The organism is uncultured Campylobacter sp., from assembly GCF_938031315.1.
In the GTDB taxonomy this organism is placed as follows: Bacteria; Campylobacterota; Campylobacteria; order Campylobacterales; family Campylobacteraceae; genus Campylobacter_B.
Window position 1 is genome coordinate 13,267 of record NZ_CALHHT010000380.1, and the last position, 15,063, is coordinate 28,329.

Here is a 15,063-nt window from a genome sequence, read left to right on the forward strand (position 1 = left end):
AATTTCAAACCAAAAGATAAAGCAAACCCCTCGTTGCAATTATTCTGCGTAATCGCCCCGATTTATATTTGCACGCTTGATTAAAATTTTGCAAAGAAACGAGAGCGGCTAAATAAAATTAAAGCAGATCCGTAAACGCGCGGCAAGCGGTTAAATTTAAAGCTAAATTTAGACGAAATTTACGGCGAAAATTGCGGGTTTTGCGAGCTTTTTAAGACTTCCTTTAAGCATTATCAAATTATCGGCGCCGGAAATTTTAAGAGTGGAGTTTTCAAAGCTAAATTCTAAATTTTTCAGCGCGTTTTCGCTTAGAAGGCGCGCGAGCTCCAGAATATAGCTAAGCCACGCAAGCTTGGCGGCATCGGGCAAAATCGCGCTCAAAGGCGCAAACGTAGCACCCAGCTCGCGCTTGCCGTGCATCGAGATGATCGCGGCTATGAGCGCCTTTTCTTTGTGCGTCGTGCGGTAGTTCAGCCCGCCGAGCACCATATCTGCGCTGGTTTCATGTTTGGCGTAAAAGCCGATCGCTCGCCCGATCTCGCAAAGCGATGCTGCGGTCTGAAGAATTTTAATATATTTTTCACTCAAGCCGTGCAGCGGCGATAGCGTGCAAAACAGCGCCTTTGCGAACTTCGGAGCCTCGCTGGGCTCGGAAGCGAAGCGATCTTTAAGGCTTCTTAGGCTCGGATTAAAGCCTCTAGGCAGGTTTGCGCCGCGCAGAATCGAGCTTAAAAACGCCCCCTCACGCACTCCCACGCCGCTAGTGATGATCTTTTTCGCCCCTAGGCGCCTTACGATCTTATCAAAGATGATGGCGCCCTCTCTGATCGTGTCGTAGCGGTCTTTTTTGATCGGGAATTTCGCCAAATCAAGCGTCTTTGCACTCATCAGCTTGGCAAAAAACGGCGCGTATTTTTCATAATCATAGCTGAAATTATGCACGATCTTTAGCGGATGGTTTTGCAGGCTCATCACGGCGCCCGAGAGCGCTCGCGCAGAGCCGCCCATTACGATTAAATTTTGCGTGCGAAACTCGGCGCCGAGCTGCGAGATCGCGCTGTTTATGTATTTCTCCAGCCCCTTTGTGTCGCCGCGGTCGAAAAACAGCTCCTTTAGCCGCACCGTGCCTAAATTTAGAGAAATTTTATTTTCTATCCTGCCGTTTTTGATGTAAGCAAGCTCGGTCGAGCCGCCGCCGATGTCCAGCGTAACGCCCTCGGAAAAGTCGCTAAGCAAATTCTGCGCCGCATAGGCGCCCAGATACGCCTCCATCTGCCCGTCTATCTTGCGGATCGTGATGCCCGTTTGCTTGCGGACGAGATTTATAAACTCGCTCCCGTTCGGCGCATCGCGAAGCGCCGATGTACCGATGCAAAGCACGCGCTTAGCCTTATAATTACATACCAGGGTTTTAAATTTTTTAAACGCCAGCAGGCATTTTTGCATCGCTTCGGAAGTTAAAATTCCGCCGTTTTCGTAAGCGCCCTCGCCTAGGCGGATCTTGATCTTGTGCTCGGCCAAAATGAAAAATCCGAGCCTGCTCGTGCGCTCGAAAATCACGGCTCTGGCGGAATTTGAGCCCAGATCTATGACGGCGACGCGCTTGGGCATTTAAATTTCCATATGGACGTGTTTGTATTTCAGCTCGTCCGCCGTCTCGATATTATCGGGGTCGGTGATGATACACTCGACGGGACAAACCACGATGCAGGCGGGTTCGGAGTAATCCTCGACGCATTCGCAGCATCGATCGGCATCTATGATGTATATCGGCTCATCCTCAAAAATCGCTTCATTAGGGCATTCCTCGCGGCAAGCGTCGCAACTGATGCATTCTTTTGTAATCAACAATGACATATAATTTTACCTTACGAAAAAATTTATGGCGTTTATACCATAAAAAGCTTCATTTTGTTTTAAAATAGCGGAATTTCGGGCTATTTCTTAAATTTTTTAGTGGAAGTTTGAAAATCGCGACGATTAGCGAGCGCGCTTCATCGTTTTTAAGATCCACTTGCGCGCCCATCGCTTGAGCAGCATTTTTGGCTAAAAATAGCCCGAGCCCGGCTCCCGGTTTGCCGCCGTAGCGCTTAAAAGGGGCGAAATAATCGATCTCTTCGTTAAGCGGCTCGCCTTTGTTTGCGACCCGCACTATGAAATTTCCGTCCGAAATTTCGCTCTCGATCAGCACCTTTTCGCCGTCCGGAGAAAATTTTATGGCGTTTTGGATAAAATTTTGAATCACGTGCATAAAGAGGCTTTTCTGCACCGAAATTTCAAGCTGTTCAGGCTTAAGATCCATCGTCAAGTCCTTGCCTGCCGTACGCGCTAAAATTTTAAAGCCCACGCATAGCTCCCGTAGATATGCAATCATATCGGTCTGTTCGGGCGCTTCGAACTGTGCCCCCTCCTGTCGCCCGATCTCTAGGATCGAACTGATCATCTTATTCATATTATCGATCGAATCGTTGTTATTTTTAAGCGCCTCGATATATTTCTCGCTCTCGCGCGGCTTGATGAGCGTAACTTCGTTTTTGGTTTTCATCACCGCCAGCGGAGTCTTAAGCTCGTGCGCGATGCCGATAAAAAGCTCTTTTTGATATAAAATAAAGGTTTCGATGCGCTCAAGCAGGCGGTTTATGCTGTTTGAAAGCGGGCTAAATTCGCTTGGAATTTCGGCTCCGTCGATAGGTTTTAAAAATTTTTCATCCACCGAGGCAAGCCTTTGGCTGATTAGCTTAATCGGCATTAGCAGCGTGCGAGAAAGAAGCATCGCGTAAAACACCACCAAAAATATCATCACTAAATTTACTAAAATAATATCTGCGAGTATCTGATTTACGATATCGGTGTAGAGGCTCACATCGGTTTTTATGCTTAAAATTTTATCCTTGCCGTAGGGGTAGTGCAGCTGCAAATAGCTCCTGCCGCCCTCGGAGCTTTCGATAAATTTAGGTTTATTGATACTTTCGTTTTCGATGATTTTGCTTTCGTATTCACCGGATGCGTCTTGTAAAAAAGATGAAATTTTCTCAGGCATCACGGAGGCATCTACGATTTTTTGTGCTCTTTGGATTAAATTTTGAACTGGAGTTTCGAAGATGGTAATTCTCATATAATTATAGAGCATTACCGAAAAAATGACAATTAGCATCAACGAAGCGGATGCTAATTGTATTACAAAGCGGACTCTTAGGCTTTTTGTGGAAAGCAAAATCTATATCCGCGTCTGCGAACGGTCTCGATCGTAGAGATATTTAGAGGCTTATCCATTTTCTGGCGAATTTGATTGATCGCGACTTCGATCACGTTCGGAGTAACGAGCTCAGGCTCCTCCCAGATAGCGTCTAATAGCTGCTCTTTGCTTACGATCTGATCGCTGTGGCGCGCCAAGTGAGTTAGCACCTCAAACGGCTTGCCCTTAAGCTCGATCTCTTGACCTAGATATGTGATCTTTTCCTCATCCGGATCGATGATGAGATCGTCGATTTTGATGATATTTGAGCCGCCGAAGCGAAGTCTTGCCTCAAGGCGCGCTACTAAAACATCAAAATCGAAAGGCTTTTTGATAAAATCATCCGCGCCCGCGCGAAGTGCTTTGATCTCGCTTTCTTTATCGTCTTTTGCAGATAGCACGACGACGGAGGTGCGCGCGGATTTTTGCTTAACCAATGCGATGAGATCGATGCCGTTGCCGTCAGCTAGCATCCAATCGGTTAGCACCAAATCATAATTTCTAATGCCGATATAATACTCTGCGTCCTTAAAACTCTCGGAAGTATCCGTCTGATAGCCGAACTCCATCAAGCCCTCCGCTATCGTCTTGTTTAAAGTCACCTCGTCCTCGACTATTAAAATTCTCATTTAATTTCCTTGCCTTAAAATTTTGCGGCGATTTTAACATATTTTAAGCAAAATTTCAAGATTTTTTAAAGAAATTTTAAAATTTTATCTCTATTTCCGCGCCGACGCTCGCGTCTTGTAAAATTTCGGGCTTTAAAATTTTCATATAAAAATAATCCATCGATCGAAATTTTGAGTGAAACTCCTGCGCGAAGTATTTTAGCGCGTCCTCTACGAGGCGAAATTTTTTCTCGCGAAGCTCCGCTTTGATATATTCGCAAACCCGCGCGTAGTCGATAAATTCCTCCGCTCCAAGCTTTGCCCACACCCACACGCGCTGCTCGCGCTTGCGCTCAAAATCCAGCGTCCCGATTATCGCGCCGAATTCCAGCTTTTCGATTAAAATTTTAATCATACTACGCGCTTTTCCTCGCCCTTAAGCAATCTTGCGATATTCGGTGCGTGTTTGTAAAATACGATGAAAACTATCAGAAAGATCGGCGCGTGGGTATTGATGCCTGGCATCTGCGGATGGATCACGTAGCTGGCGATAACTAGCGCGAGTGCCGCTGCAAGCGAGGCTACGGATGAAATTTTAACCGTCTTACCGACTATAAACCAAACGGCAAGCGCGATGATGAGCTCGATAGGGATAAAGCAAGCAAGCACGCCCGCGCCGGTCGCAATGCCCTTGCCGCCGTTAAATTTCAAATATGGACTAAAGCAATGCCCTACCACCGCAAAGACCGCCATGCCCCACAGCACGTTTGGATCAAAGCCCAAGGCCCGCGCGATCAGTATCGGCAGGACGCCCTTTAGCGCGTCGCAAGCGACCGTTAGGATTGCGAGCTTTTTTGCTTTTTGCGGATCTCGAGTTTTTAAGACGCGAAGGACGTTGGTAGCGCCTATGGAGCCGCTGCCCTCGCTTTTGATATCCACGCCGCCTAGGTATCTGCCGATCAAAAGCCCAAAGGGGATCGCAGCGATCAGATACGCCGCGACGTAGCACCAAAAATTTGGCGCTCCGACGATGCTAAGTAAAAATTCCAAAATTCCCGATTTTTTCATAAAATCCCTTTAACTCTTCCAAAGCAGTGAAATTTTCTCATCGTAAATGTCCGTTTTCTTAGGCGAGATTTCCTTCGTTTCAAGCTTGATATTTTTTAGATCCAGGCTCTGTTTTAGCGCGTCCACTTCGGCCTCAAATTTCTGCGTAAGCACTTCCAGCTCCTCTTGCAGCGCGCTTAGGCTGTTTTGTGCGTTTTTGGCTTCGCTTCGTTCGTTTAAAATTTTATGCGCGCTTTTAGCTCCGCTGATCGCTTTAGAGATATTGCTAGCGCTGCGCGAGCGGCCTAAAAACGCGCCTAAGATCGCTCCGCCTATGTTTAGCGCCGCATCCACCCCGCGACTTAGCACGTCGCCCTTTTCCTTCTCATATTTTTCGCTAGCGCGAGAAATTTTATCCTCAAGGCGCGCTTTTTCCTTTTCAAATTTAGCCGCGATTTCATCGGTTTTGGCCTCTAAAATTTCGTTTGCCTTATCGCTTAGGCGCACGAAAAACTCCTCCTTGCTCTCGCCCGGTTTTGAGAGCAGATCAAGCGCGCTAAAAAGCTCGAGTTTTTCATTGCGATATAGCCACTCCTTAAAGCTTTTAAGCTGAGCGTTTAAATTTTTTGCGCCCGCGATGAAGCTAGGAAGCGCGCCGTAGAGCGAGCCCGCTTGCTCATGTCCGCTTAAATTTGCGACCTCTCGCGTGCTAGCTTCATTCCAATCTATTTCGCCCCCGTCCGAAAGCGAAAGCAAAAAGGAGCGCTGCTGCGTAAAATCTACCCCCTTGTCGCAAAATCGCATCTTTGCGCTTGCATACAGATACGGGCTTAGCTCAAGACCCGCGCCGTAGCTGTAAAGCTGTGAAATTTCAGCTGAAACTACGGGTTTAGCGGCGCCGGCGGATTTAACGCCTTGAGTGGCGCCCGACACGGACGAAATTTCAGCCTTTTTGTCTTTCATTAAATTTGAAATTTGCTCGTTGCTTAAAGGACCCTTTAAATAGCTTAGCGCAAAGCGCGTCTCGATCACTCGCAGCACGTCCTCGTTGATGTTTTTTACCAAAAAATTTCGCTTTTTGAGATTTGAAATTTTCTCCATAAGCACGCTTTTGTCGATCGGATTTGAGCCGATGCCGCTTAGGCCGCTGATGACGCGCTCCTTATCCTGCGCGGTCTGCAAGCGCCCGATAAACCACGTACCGATATTGCTAAGCCCCTTGTAATCGAGATCGACCGGGTTTTGCGTCGACAATACGCAGCCAAGACCGAATGCGCGAGCCTGCTTTAGCAGCGTAAGCATCGGAGTTTTGCTCGGCGGATTGCCGTTTGGCGGGAAGAAGCCGTAAATTTCATCCATATAAAGCACGGCGCGCAAGGAACTCGTGCCGCTGGTGGTGCGCATCCATTTGATCATCTCGCCCAAAAGCAGCGTGACGAAAAACATCCTCTCATCGTCGTTTAGATGCGCGATGGAAAATATATTCGCCCTCGCCCTGCCGTTTTCATCAAAGAGCATCTTGGCGATATTCAGCCGCTCGCCCTCGCACCAAAGCTTAAAGCTCGGACTTGCGATGAGCGCGTTAATCTTCATCGCAAGCGCCATTCGCTTATCGCTCGGAAAAAAGGTATTAACGTCAAAAACGCCGATCTTATCGAAAGGCGGGTTGCCGATCTGCGCGATGAGATCCACCACGCTCACCCCCTCGCCCCTGCCGAAATGATAAGACAGAATTTGGCTGATCAGTAAAAATTCCGGCGAGCTGAGATTATCGCTGCTAATCCCCGCGAGGCTTAACACGCTAGTAGCGATACCGCCGACGTAGTTATTCAAATCCTCTTCGTTTAAGCCCTTCGGCGCTTCAAAGTCGCTTAGCAGGCTGATTCCAAGACCTGCGCTTGATTTGGGCGTATAAATTCTAAAATCGGCGCTGTTTTTCAAAAGCTCCACCCGCGCCAGGTCTTGATACGAGCCCTCGATCCCTTCGCGCCAAGTATTTGCGGTCTGCTCGGCGTACTCGCGCACGCTAAGACCTTTGTTTTGCGCCTCGGCCTCGTCGATATAGGGCTCAAAATCCTCGGCCCTCATCTGCGGGAAAGTAAGAGCTAAATTTGTCAGATCGCCCTTCGGATCGATGATGATGGATGGGATATTATCGATCGCGGCTTCCTCTAGCAGCGTGATGCCAAGGCCTGTTTTACCGCTGCCGGTCATTCCTATGATAAGCGCGTGGGTCGTCAGATCCTTGTTTTTATACAAAAACGGCTCGCTGTTTTCAAGCCCCAGATAAAAAAGCTTTAAATTTTCTTGAAGCGTTTTCATTGCCTTCCTTAAATTTGCAATTTGTGCGGCATTATATCATTTAAATTTTTAAATTTAAATTTGCTACAATGCGTGCCAAATCAGGAGAAATACAGGTGTTAAAAGAAAAAATCAAAAATAAAAAGAGCGGAATTTTGCTCTACGGCATAGTTCCGCCCAAAATCAGCTCCACCCCGGAGGATCTCGCGCGCCTTAGCGAGCTACGCTCGCAGCGCATCAACGGCTGCGAATGCGACGGCATCATCATCTACGATCTACAAGACGAAAGCGCCCGCACGCAGGAAAAACGCACGTTTGAATTCTCCCACACGATCGATCCTGCGATTTATTACGAGCAGTATCTGCGCACCGATAAAGAGGCGATCATCTACCGCGCCGTGGGCAAATACGACGAGGAGGAATTTCGCGAAATTTTAAGGCGCGATACGAGCGAGCTCGGCGTTTTCGTGGGCGCAAGCTCAAAAGACGAGGAGTGCAAGCTACATTTAAGCCGTGCCTATGAGATAAAAAACGAAGCGGCGCCGCACCTTTGCGTAGGCGGTATCTGCATACCCGAGCGCCACGAAAAGAACCGCGACGAACACCTCAAAGTCGCGGAAAAAACGGCGAGCGGGTGCGAGTTTTTTATCACTCAGGCGGTTTACAACGTGCAAAACGCTAAAATTTTCATCGACGATTACGCCGCCTTGGAATGCGAGAAAGTGCCTATAATCTTTACTTTCACGCCGTGCGGCAGCCTCAAGACGCTTGAGTTTATGAAGTGGCTAGGCATCTCGATACCGGAGTTTTTGCAGCAGCGGCTGATAAACAGCGTCGATATCTTGCAAAGCTCGGTGGCACTGTGCGTGGAGATGTTTGAGTTCATCTACCGATATGCCCTGGAAAAAGGGGTGAGCGTGGGCGCGAACGTAGAGAGCGTAAGCACCCGCCGCGTAGAAATCGAAGCCTCGCTCAGCTTACTAAAAGAGATCAGAAAAATTATCCTTAAGCACGAGAATTTGGGATTTTACGTTATTTAAAATTTTAAACCGAGCGCACGAGCAAAACTCTAGATAGTCCAAGCTAGCGGAGGAATTTTAGATAATTTCGGATCGCTTTCTAAAAAATAATCGAAATTTTATCCGAACGGAATTTGAACTTAAAATTTATAAAAAATTGCCTTAATAATATGCTTTAATACTTGTCGTCCATCACTGCAAGATGATATTTCGTGCGAAATTTTTCAATGTTTACAATAGCATTAAGCTAGGCCTACCATCAAAACCTATAAACTGCTGTAGCTTTCGCACTAAAACTAAATGCATTGACCGTTTCAGTCTGCAGCTTACGCGACCGCACCTTCCGGCTCGCCGCTATCTATATAGAGATAACTAATTTCCTATCTCTTTTTTAGAGTATATTGTATAACGAGGGATAGCTGTAGAGGGCAAACGAAACCAATATTAGATACGACGCCTCTGCACTCATGGCATGGCATCCTTTATCGCCCCGTTTGTGGTATTTGATTAAATTTACTAGCGTTTATGCTAAATTTCAAATCTAAGGCAATTTGATGCTTGCTGTTGTGAGCGTTTTGGTATTTGAATTTTATTCTACAGCCTATGTGTAGGTCACTCAAAAGATCCACATACGCCACCGTAAAAATACTTGTCGAGCTTTGCAGCTAATCACAACAAGCTATTAATGTGTAGAATCAGCTGAAATTAACACCCATTTAGGCTATCATATTTGATTTCTTTTATAATCTAAAAGCCCGTCGCCAAAAAGGCAGCAGCCTCAGACTAACGTCGTTTTATAATCTCGCACAGAAAACCAATACTCAAACTACGCAATATTATAATATGCTTTTTATTGCAAACGCTTCATTTTAAAATTTTGAAACCTAACTCGGAATAAATATAAATTTGAAATTAGTTTTGTAAATAAGCTTGGAATTTTAACTCTTAAATATGGCGAAATTCAAAGATTAATGAAATTTAAAAAATGCTAGTTTATGCTCTTGCCGCCGAATTTCAAAAGCGCGCTACCCCACGTAAAGCCGCCGCCGAACGCATCCAAAAGCATAAGCGAGCCGTTTTTGAGCCTGCCGCTCTCATAAGCGTCATTTATCGCCATCGGGATAGACGCCGAGCTCGTGTTGCCGTATTTGCCGATCGTAAGCACGCACTGTTCGTCGCTAAATTCCAGTCTAGCCTTGACTGCCTCGATAATGCGTAAATTTGCCTGATGCGGGATAAAAAGATCGACCTGCTCGGGCGAAATTTTATTTTTCGCCAAAATCTCCACGACGTCGTTGCTGAGCGTCGGTACCGCGATTTTAAAGACCTCGCGCCCCGCCATCTGCATGAAGCCTAGTTTTTCGTCGATGATTTTTTGGCTGAGTGGATTGACGCTGCCTGGGGCTGCGGTAATGAGAAGATCGCCCTTGCTGCCGTCGCTAGCGGTATGAATGTCGATGATTCCGTTATCGTCGCGTGCCGCGATAATTGCAGCGCCCGCGCCGTCGCCGAAAAGTATGCACGTAACGCGGTCGCTCCAATCGACTATCGAGCTTAGTTTTTCCGTGCCGATTATCAGCACGTGTTTTTTGGCACCGCTTTCGATGAGGGATTTTGCGAGCTCCAAAAGATAGATGAAGCCCGTACAGGCGGCATTTATATCAAATGCCGTGATGCCGAAATTTAAGCCCAGTTTATCCGCGATGACGCACGCGGTCGAGGGCATACAGAAATAATCAGGCGAGATCGTGGCGCAGATTATCGCATCGATCTCGTTTTTTTGTAAGCCGCTACGCTCAATCGCCTTTAACGCCGCTTTCGTGCCTAGATCACTAGTACTCTCGCCCTTCGCGATGCGGCGCTCGTGAATGCCTGTGCGCTTGACGATCCATTCATCAGTCGTTTCAACCATTTTTTCAAGATCGAAATTGGTTAGAATTTGGCTCGGCGCATATGCTGCGATCGAGATCATCGAGGCTTTTTTCATTTTTGCTCGTTTGAAGAAATTTCGCTTTCTATCGCGGAGTTGATTTTAGAATCTGCAAATTTAAGCGCTTGAAAGATCGCGTTTTTAACGGCTTTCGGGGTACTTTTGCCGTGGCTTATGATGACGCATTCTTTGACGCCTAAAAGCGGCGCACCGCCGTATTCATCGTAATCTGTGCTTTTCTTGATAATTTTAAAAACGCGCTTCATCAAGATGGAGCCAGCGATGGCGATCGGGGATTTTTTAGTTTCGTTTTTAATAAGTTTGCCGATAGCGCTTGCGACACCTTCGCTGGATTTTAGCATAATGTTGCCTATAAATCCGTCGCACACGACCACGTCTACCGAGCCGTCAAAAATTTGATTGCCTTCTACATTACCGATAAAATTTTGCATCTTCTTAAGCATATGAAAGGTTTCTTTTGTTACCTCGTTGCCTTTACTATCCTCCTCGCCGTTGGATAATAAGCCGATGCGTGGCGCGTTTAAACCCATAATCTCCTTGGCATATGCTTCGCCCATAATCGCGAATTGAAACAAATTCTCTGGCTTGCAATCCACATAAGCGCCCACATCCAGCACGAGCGTGCGTCCGCCTATGGAATTTGGCATCAGCGTGGCGATTGCGGGGCGCAGGATGCCTTTTAGTCTGCCTATGCGAAGCGTAGCAAGACTCATCGTAGCGCCGCTATGTCCTGCCGATACCACGGCTTTGCAAGTGCCGCTTTTTACCAGATCGACCGCCTTAAAGATGCTGCTTTCTTTGCGCTTAAGCGCGTCCGTCGCGCCCTCTTTCATCTCGAAAACTTCGCTTGCAGCTACGTAAGTGATATATTTCTCAAAGCCTTGATCTTGTGGAATAAAAGGCTTGATTTGCGCTTCGTCGCCTACCAAAAACGCATTAAATTTACGCTCTCGCAGCGCATCTACGACTCCGTTTATTATCGGCTCGCAGCCGAAATCACCGCCCATCGCGTCTATAGCAACGGAAATCATCGGATTAATATTCGCCCGTAGTTTTGTTTATTCTATGCGGAATTTTCCAGCTTCCGTCTTTATCTTTGACGGGGATCGGAAGGGTCACTTTGTAGTGAGTGCGTCTTTTCGCCGCACGAGTTTTACTAACTCTTCGCTTTGGAACTGCCATTTTTTCTCCTTTATAAATTTAGTTCTTGCATTCTTCGCAATAAAAATAGTCGCTTTTGAAAGCTTCCGTTTCGCTTCTTAAAATTTCATCCAGATCAACTTCGGCGCCGAAAAACTCCATAACGTCTAAGCTTTCGTGCCTTTCGTCGTTAAAAACGCCTTCGCTTAAAAGCAAATTTACGCTCTCGTTTACGTCAAGATCAAATTCTTTGCCGCAGCGGTCGCAAATGTATGGAATTTTGCCCTTAATTTCGCCCTTGCACTCGATAAACTTAGAGTCTTTTCGTTTTAAATTTCCGCTAAGCTTAAGCCCGTCCCTCGAAATTTCAAACGGCACGGGCGATGCGGAAATTTTAGCAAAAGCGATCTTCACGCGGCACTCTTAGCAAATTTCTCTTTTTGCAAAGAAAAATGCGATCTCGGTTTTTGCGTTTTCTAGGCTGTCGCTGCCGTGAACGGCGTTAGCGTCGATGCTGTCCGCAAAGTCCGCTCTGATCGTGCCTTTATCGGCTTTTTTCGGATCGGTAGCGCCCATTAGCGCGCGATTTTTAGCTACGGCATCGTCGCCTTCAAGCACCATTACGAGCACCGGGCCGCTAGTCATAAACTCAATCAGATCCTTATAAAAAGGGCGGTCTTTGTGAATTTCATAAAATTTACCCGCATCTTCGGCGCTTAGGCATAATTTTTTAGCCGCTGCAATTCTTAGTCCGTGGCTTTCAAAACGATCGATAATTTTGCCGATAACGCCCTTTTTAACGGCATCAGGCTTAATAATAGAAAGCGTTTGCTGCATATAATCTCCTTAAAGTGAAAGGCGGATTGTATCGAAAAATAGGTTAAAATTTATTTAAGGATTGAATGAATTAAAATTCCGCGCATTTGATCGCGGAATTTTATCTGCTAAGCGAATACCGGGGTATCTCCGCTGCGTAGATCCGCGCCTATACTATCCCTGCTAGGTTGACCCGCTACTATATCGCTCCAGACGATACAGCCGTCGGTCGGACAGGCGCTAGCGCAAGCCGGCTCGTCGTTGTAGCCGACGCACTCGACGCATTTATCGGCATATACGTAGTAACTGTCCTCGCCGCTTGGGTTATCGCTATCGTCAACGATCGCATTTACCGGGCACTCGTCAATGCATGAGCCGCAGCTAATGCAAATATCGGTGATTTTTACAGCCATTGTTTCTCCTTTATCAAAAAATGAAGTGTGATGATAACATACTAAATTTAAAAAATGATAAAATTTAATATTATCGAACAAATAAATTTTATTATATAGAAATTTTCATCAAATTTCAGCAAATATAAAGTTTTAAAATGTATAATCGCCATCATAAATTTTATTAACAAGGAGAAATAACATGGTAGTAACCAATAAAGCCGTTGATTTTACGGCAACTGCGGTTTTAGGCAACAACGAAATAGTTGAGGATTTCAACCTCTATAAAAATATCGGCGAAAAAGGCGCAGTCGTATTCTTTTATCCAAAAGATTTTACCTTCGTCTGCCCGAGCGAGATCATCGCATTCGATCACAGATATCAAGATTTCAAATCCAAAGGTATCGAAGTTATCGGCGTTAGCTGCGATAGCGAATTTACGCATCTTGCATGGAAAAATACTCCGGTAAACGCAGGCGGTATCGGCAAAGTGCAGTTCCCGCTAGTTTCGGATATCACAAAAGATATCGCACGCAGCTTCGACGTGCTGTTCGGCAACGCCGTAGCGCTTCGCGGCAGCTTCCTACTTGACAAAGACGGCACCGTCCGCCACGCCGTCATCAACGACCTGCCGCTCGGCAGAAACATCGACGAGATGCTAAGAATGGTCGATACGATGCTATTTACAAACGAGCACGGCGAGGTCTGCCCTGCAGGCTGGCAAAAAGGCGATGCGGGTATGAAAGCAAGCCCTAAAGGCGTCGCAGAGTATCTAGATAAAAACGCGAACAATCTATAAATCTCGCATTAGTTTCATTTCAAAAAAATCCTGAAATTCCGCCACTAAATTTAAAAGGCGGCGGAATTTTTAAAATTTCCAAATTTACTAAATTTTAAAATTCCATCCGCCATCGCCTCTTTAAATTTCAAAATTTAAATTCTAAAATTTATCGCTAAATTTAAACGATAAAATTTAGCAAGCAAATTATAGTTTAAACTACCTTTGGGTAGAATTCCGAGTTTTGATATCAAGGAGAATTATGAAAAAATTTATACTCTTTATCTCGGCGATTCTTTGCCTTCTAAGCTCAGCTAACGCCGCTCTAGATCCCGCCACTCCGCTTAAATTTGACGAAAACGTCGTGCGCGGCGAGCTTGCAAACGGCGTAAAATTTTATATCCTCAAAAACGACGTGCCGAAAAAAAGCGCGCTTTTTTACCTCAACGTAGCCGCGGGTAGCGTCGATGAAAATGATGACGAGCAGGGGCTTGCGCACTTCGTCGAACATATGGCTTTCAACGGCAGCGAGCACTTCGATAAAAACGAGCTAGTTCATACCTTGCAGCGCCTGGGAGTAAAATTCGGCGCCGATCTAAACGCGCAAACGGGCTTTGAAAACACCACCTACAATATCCAAGCCCAGGTTAATGACGAGACGCTAAAGGACGTATTTTTGGTGCTGCAAGATTACGCGGGCGGCGTTAAATTTGACGAAAACGAAACGCAAAAGGAAAAGGGCGTCATCCTAGAAGAAGCAAAAAAAGGCTTTGAGAGGCGGTTTTATGAAAAGCGCGCCACATATTTATACCCTAATTCCATATTTTCCAGACGCTTTCCGATCGGACAAAATGAAATCATCAAAAGCGCCACCGGCGAGCAACTAAAAAAATTCTATGCGCGTAACTACCTTCCTAGCGCCATTAGCATCATAGTCGTGGGCGACGTAAACGTTGAGCAGATTAAAAACCTAATCAAACAAAATTTTAGCTCTCTTTCTGCGCACGGCGAAAAAATCCCGCGCGATCTTAGCCTACGCCCATTTGAAGGCGGGCTAGCAAGCACCGTAGAGCCCGAGCTCGGCACTAATGTCGCTAGCGTGCTTTACGCAGGCAAATATGAGCCGCTAAGAAGCTACGGTGCGCTTAAAAATGAGTGGCTGCAAGCCTACGTATCGAGGCTGATGGAGCTTGGATACGACGCGATGAATGTGAATGCCAAAATTCCGCTTAAAGCCTATTTCGGCTCGGACGATCTGTTTAAAAACCGCAGACTATACAGCATAAGCGCGAATATTTTTAATTTCGACGCCAACGCCACATTAAGTAGTCTTTTTAGCGCGATCAAAGGGGTACGCGAACACGGATTTAACAATGACGATTTTGATAGCGTTAAGGCGGAATTTAAACATCAAGTGCAAGCCGATCTACTTAAAAACGATACGCAAAGTGCGCAAATAGGGGCATTACTTGATTTCGTACAAAACGGCAATGTAAAGCTTAGTAAGCAAGACGAGCACGATCTAAGCCTCAAGGCCTTAAAAGAAATAACGCTAACAGATGTTAATAAATTTTTCTCAAAGATAACGGATGGAGCGAGATTTACAGAGATTATCTCGGCAAAGGATTTGGGCATTAGCCAAAAAGATGCGGAGCTGCTCTACGAAAAAGCGCTGCCGTTTAATTTCGCTGCTTCGAAGCTTACTTCCAAGCAACTTGCGGGAGCAGATTTAAAAGAGGCGGAATTTAAAGCGCAAAAAGGCGCTAGCGGCACTGA

Annotated in this window: 16 protein-coding genes; 3 read left to right on the plus strand and 13 right to left on the minus strand. The window is 46.1% G+C overall.

The window, feature by feature from the left end; all coding sequences use genetic code 11:
• Nucleotides 1–168: 168 nt before the first annotated feature.
• The 7 genes from Q0236_RS09365 to Q0236_RS09395 form a co-directional block, all read right to left on the minus strand.
• Nucleotides 169–1,611 carry a Ppx/GppA phosphatase family protein gene (locus Q0236_RS09365; protein WP_297917139.1) on the minus strand — a complete coding sequence of 481 codons (1,443 nt, stop codon included), beginning with the start codon at nt 1,609–1,611 and terminating at the stop codon, nt 169–171.
• Nucleotides 1,612–1,857: a YfhL family 4Fe-4S dicluster ferredoxin gene (locus tag Q0236_RS09370; protein WP_297917141.1), complete on the minus strand. Its 246-nt coding sequence runs from the start codon at nt 1,855–1,857 to the stop codon at nt 1,612–1,614.
• A gap of 49 nt (nt 1,858–1,906) precedes the next feature.
• Nucleotides 1,907–3,154 (minus strand): HAMP domain-containing sensor histidine kinase, encoded by a 1,248-nt coding sequence (locus tag Q0236_RS09375; RefSeq protein WP_297917144.1) that lies wholly within the window; start codon nt 3,152–3,154, stop codon nt 1,907–1,909.
• A 38-nt stretch (nt 3,155–3,192) separates the two neighbouring features.
• Nucleotides 3,193–3,864 (minus strand): homeostatic response regulator transcription factor HsrA, encoded by a 672-nt coding sequence (gene hsrA, locus Q0236_RS09380; RefSeq protein WP_005871260.1) that lies wholly within the window; start codon nt 3,862–3,864, stop codon nt 3,193–3,195.
• A 76-nt stretch (nt 3,865–3,940) separates the two neighbouring features.
• Nucleotides 3,941–4,258 carry a dihydroneopterin aldolase gene (locus Q0236_RS09385; protein ID WP_297917145.1) on the minus strand — a complete coding sequence of 106 codons (318 nt, stop codon included), beginning with the start codon at nt 4,256–4,258 and terminating at the stop codon, nt 3,941–3,943.
• Nucleotides 4,255–4,911, minus strand: coding sequence for a glycerol-3-phosphate 1-O-acyltransferase PlsY (gene plsY, locus Q0236_RS09390; protein ID WP_297917148.1), 657 nt, complete (start codon nt 4,909–4,911; stop codon nt 4,255–4,257). Before plsY ends, Q0236_RS09385 begins: the two co-directional genes overlap by 4 nt.
• 9 nt (nt 4,912–4,920) lie before the next feature.
• Entirely contained in the window at nt 4,921–7,212 is a 2,292-nt protein-coding gene (locus Q0236_RS09395; protein WP_297917150.1) for a DUF87 domain-containing protein, read from the minus strand.
• Between the two features lie 95 nt (nt 7,213–7,307).
• Here Q0236_RS09395 and Q0236_RS09400 point away from each other — a divergent pair, with 95 nt between their 5' ends.
• Nucleotides 7,308–8,231, plus strand: coding sequence for a methylenetetrahydrofolate reductase (locus Q0236_RS09400; protein WP_297917152.1), 924 nt, complete (start codon nt 7,308–7,310; stop codon nt 8,229–8,231).
• Nucleotides 8,232–9,198: 967 nt separating this feature from the next.
• Here Q0236_RS09400 and Q0236_RS09405 read toward each other — a convergent pair.
• The 6 genes from Q0236_RS09405 to Q0236_RS09430 all read right to left on the minus strand — a co-directional run bounded on the left by Q0236_RS09405 (nt 9,199) and on the right by Q0236_RS09430 (nt 12,530).
• Nucleotides 9,199–10,197: a beta-ketoacyl-ACP synthase III gene (locus Q0236_RS09405; protein ID WP_297917154.1), complete on the minus strand. Its 999-nt coding sequence runs from the start codon at nt 10,195–10,197 to the stop codon at nt 9,199–9,201.
• A complete protein-coding gene (plsX, locus tag Q0236_RS09410) occupies nt 10,194–11,192 on the minus strand; it encodes a phosphate acyltransferase PlsX (protein WP_297917156.1) in 999 nt (332 codons plus the stop codon). The genes Q0236_RS09405 and plsX overlap by 4 nt, the downstream gene beginning before the upstream one ends.
• A gap of 4 nt (nt 11,193–11,196) precedes the next feature.
• Nucleotides 11,197–11,343, minus strand: a complete 147-nt coding sequence (gene rpmF / locus Q0236_RS09415) for a 50S ribosomal protein L32 (RefSeq protein ID WP_005871250.1) — start codon at nt 11,341–11,343, stop codon at nt 11,197–11,199.
• Between the two features lie 18 nt (nt 11,344–11,361).
• Nucleotides 11,362–11,715: a hypothetical protein gene (locus Q0236_RS09420; protein WP_297917158.1), complete on the minus strand. Its 354-nt coding sequence runs from the start codon at nt 11,713–11,715 to the stop codon at nt 11,362–11,364.
• Between the two features lie 9 nt (nt 11,716–11,724).
• Entirely contained in the window at nt 11,725–12,138 is a 414-nt protein-coding gene (gene ndk / locus Q0236_RS09425; RefSeq protein WP_297917160.1) for a nucleoside-diphosphate kinase, read from the minus strand.
• Nucleotides 12,139–12,245: 107 nt separating this feature from the next.
• Complete coding sequence (locus tag Q0236_RS09430) at nt 12,246–12,530, minus strand: DUF362 domain-containing protein (protein ID WP_005871245.1); 285 nt, start codon at nt 12,528–12,530, stop codon at nt 12,246–12,248.
• 181 nt (nt 12,531–12,711) lie between these two features.
• Between Q0236_RS09430 and Q0236_RS09435 the strand changes: the two genes are divergently transcribed.
• Together Q0236_RS09435 and Q0236_RS09440 are read left to right on the plus strand one after the other, a co-directional pair.
• Nucleotides 12,712–13,308 (plus strand): peroxiredoxin, encoded by a 597-nt coding sequence (locus Q0236_RS09435; RefSeq protein WP_297917161.1) that lies wholly within the window; start codon nt 12,712–12,714, stop codon nt 13,306–13,308.
• Nucleotides 13,309–13,549: 241 nt separating this feature from the next.
• Nucleotides 13,550–15,063: pitrilysin family protein (locus tag Q0236_RS09440; RefSeq protein ID WP_297917163.1), on the plus strand; the 1,514-nt coding region annotated here is incomplete at its 3' end.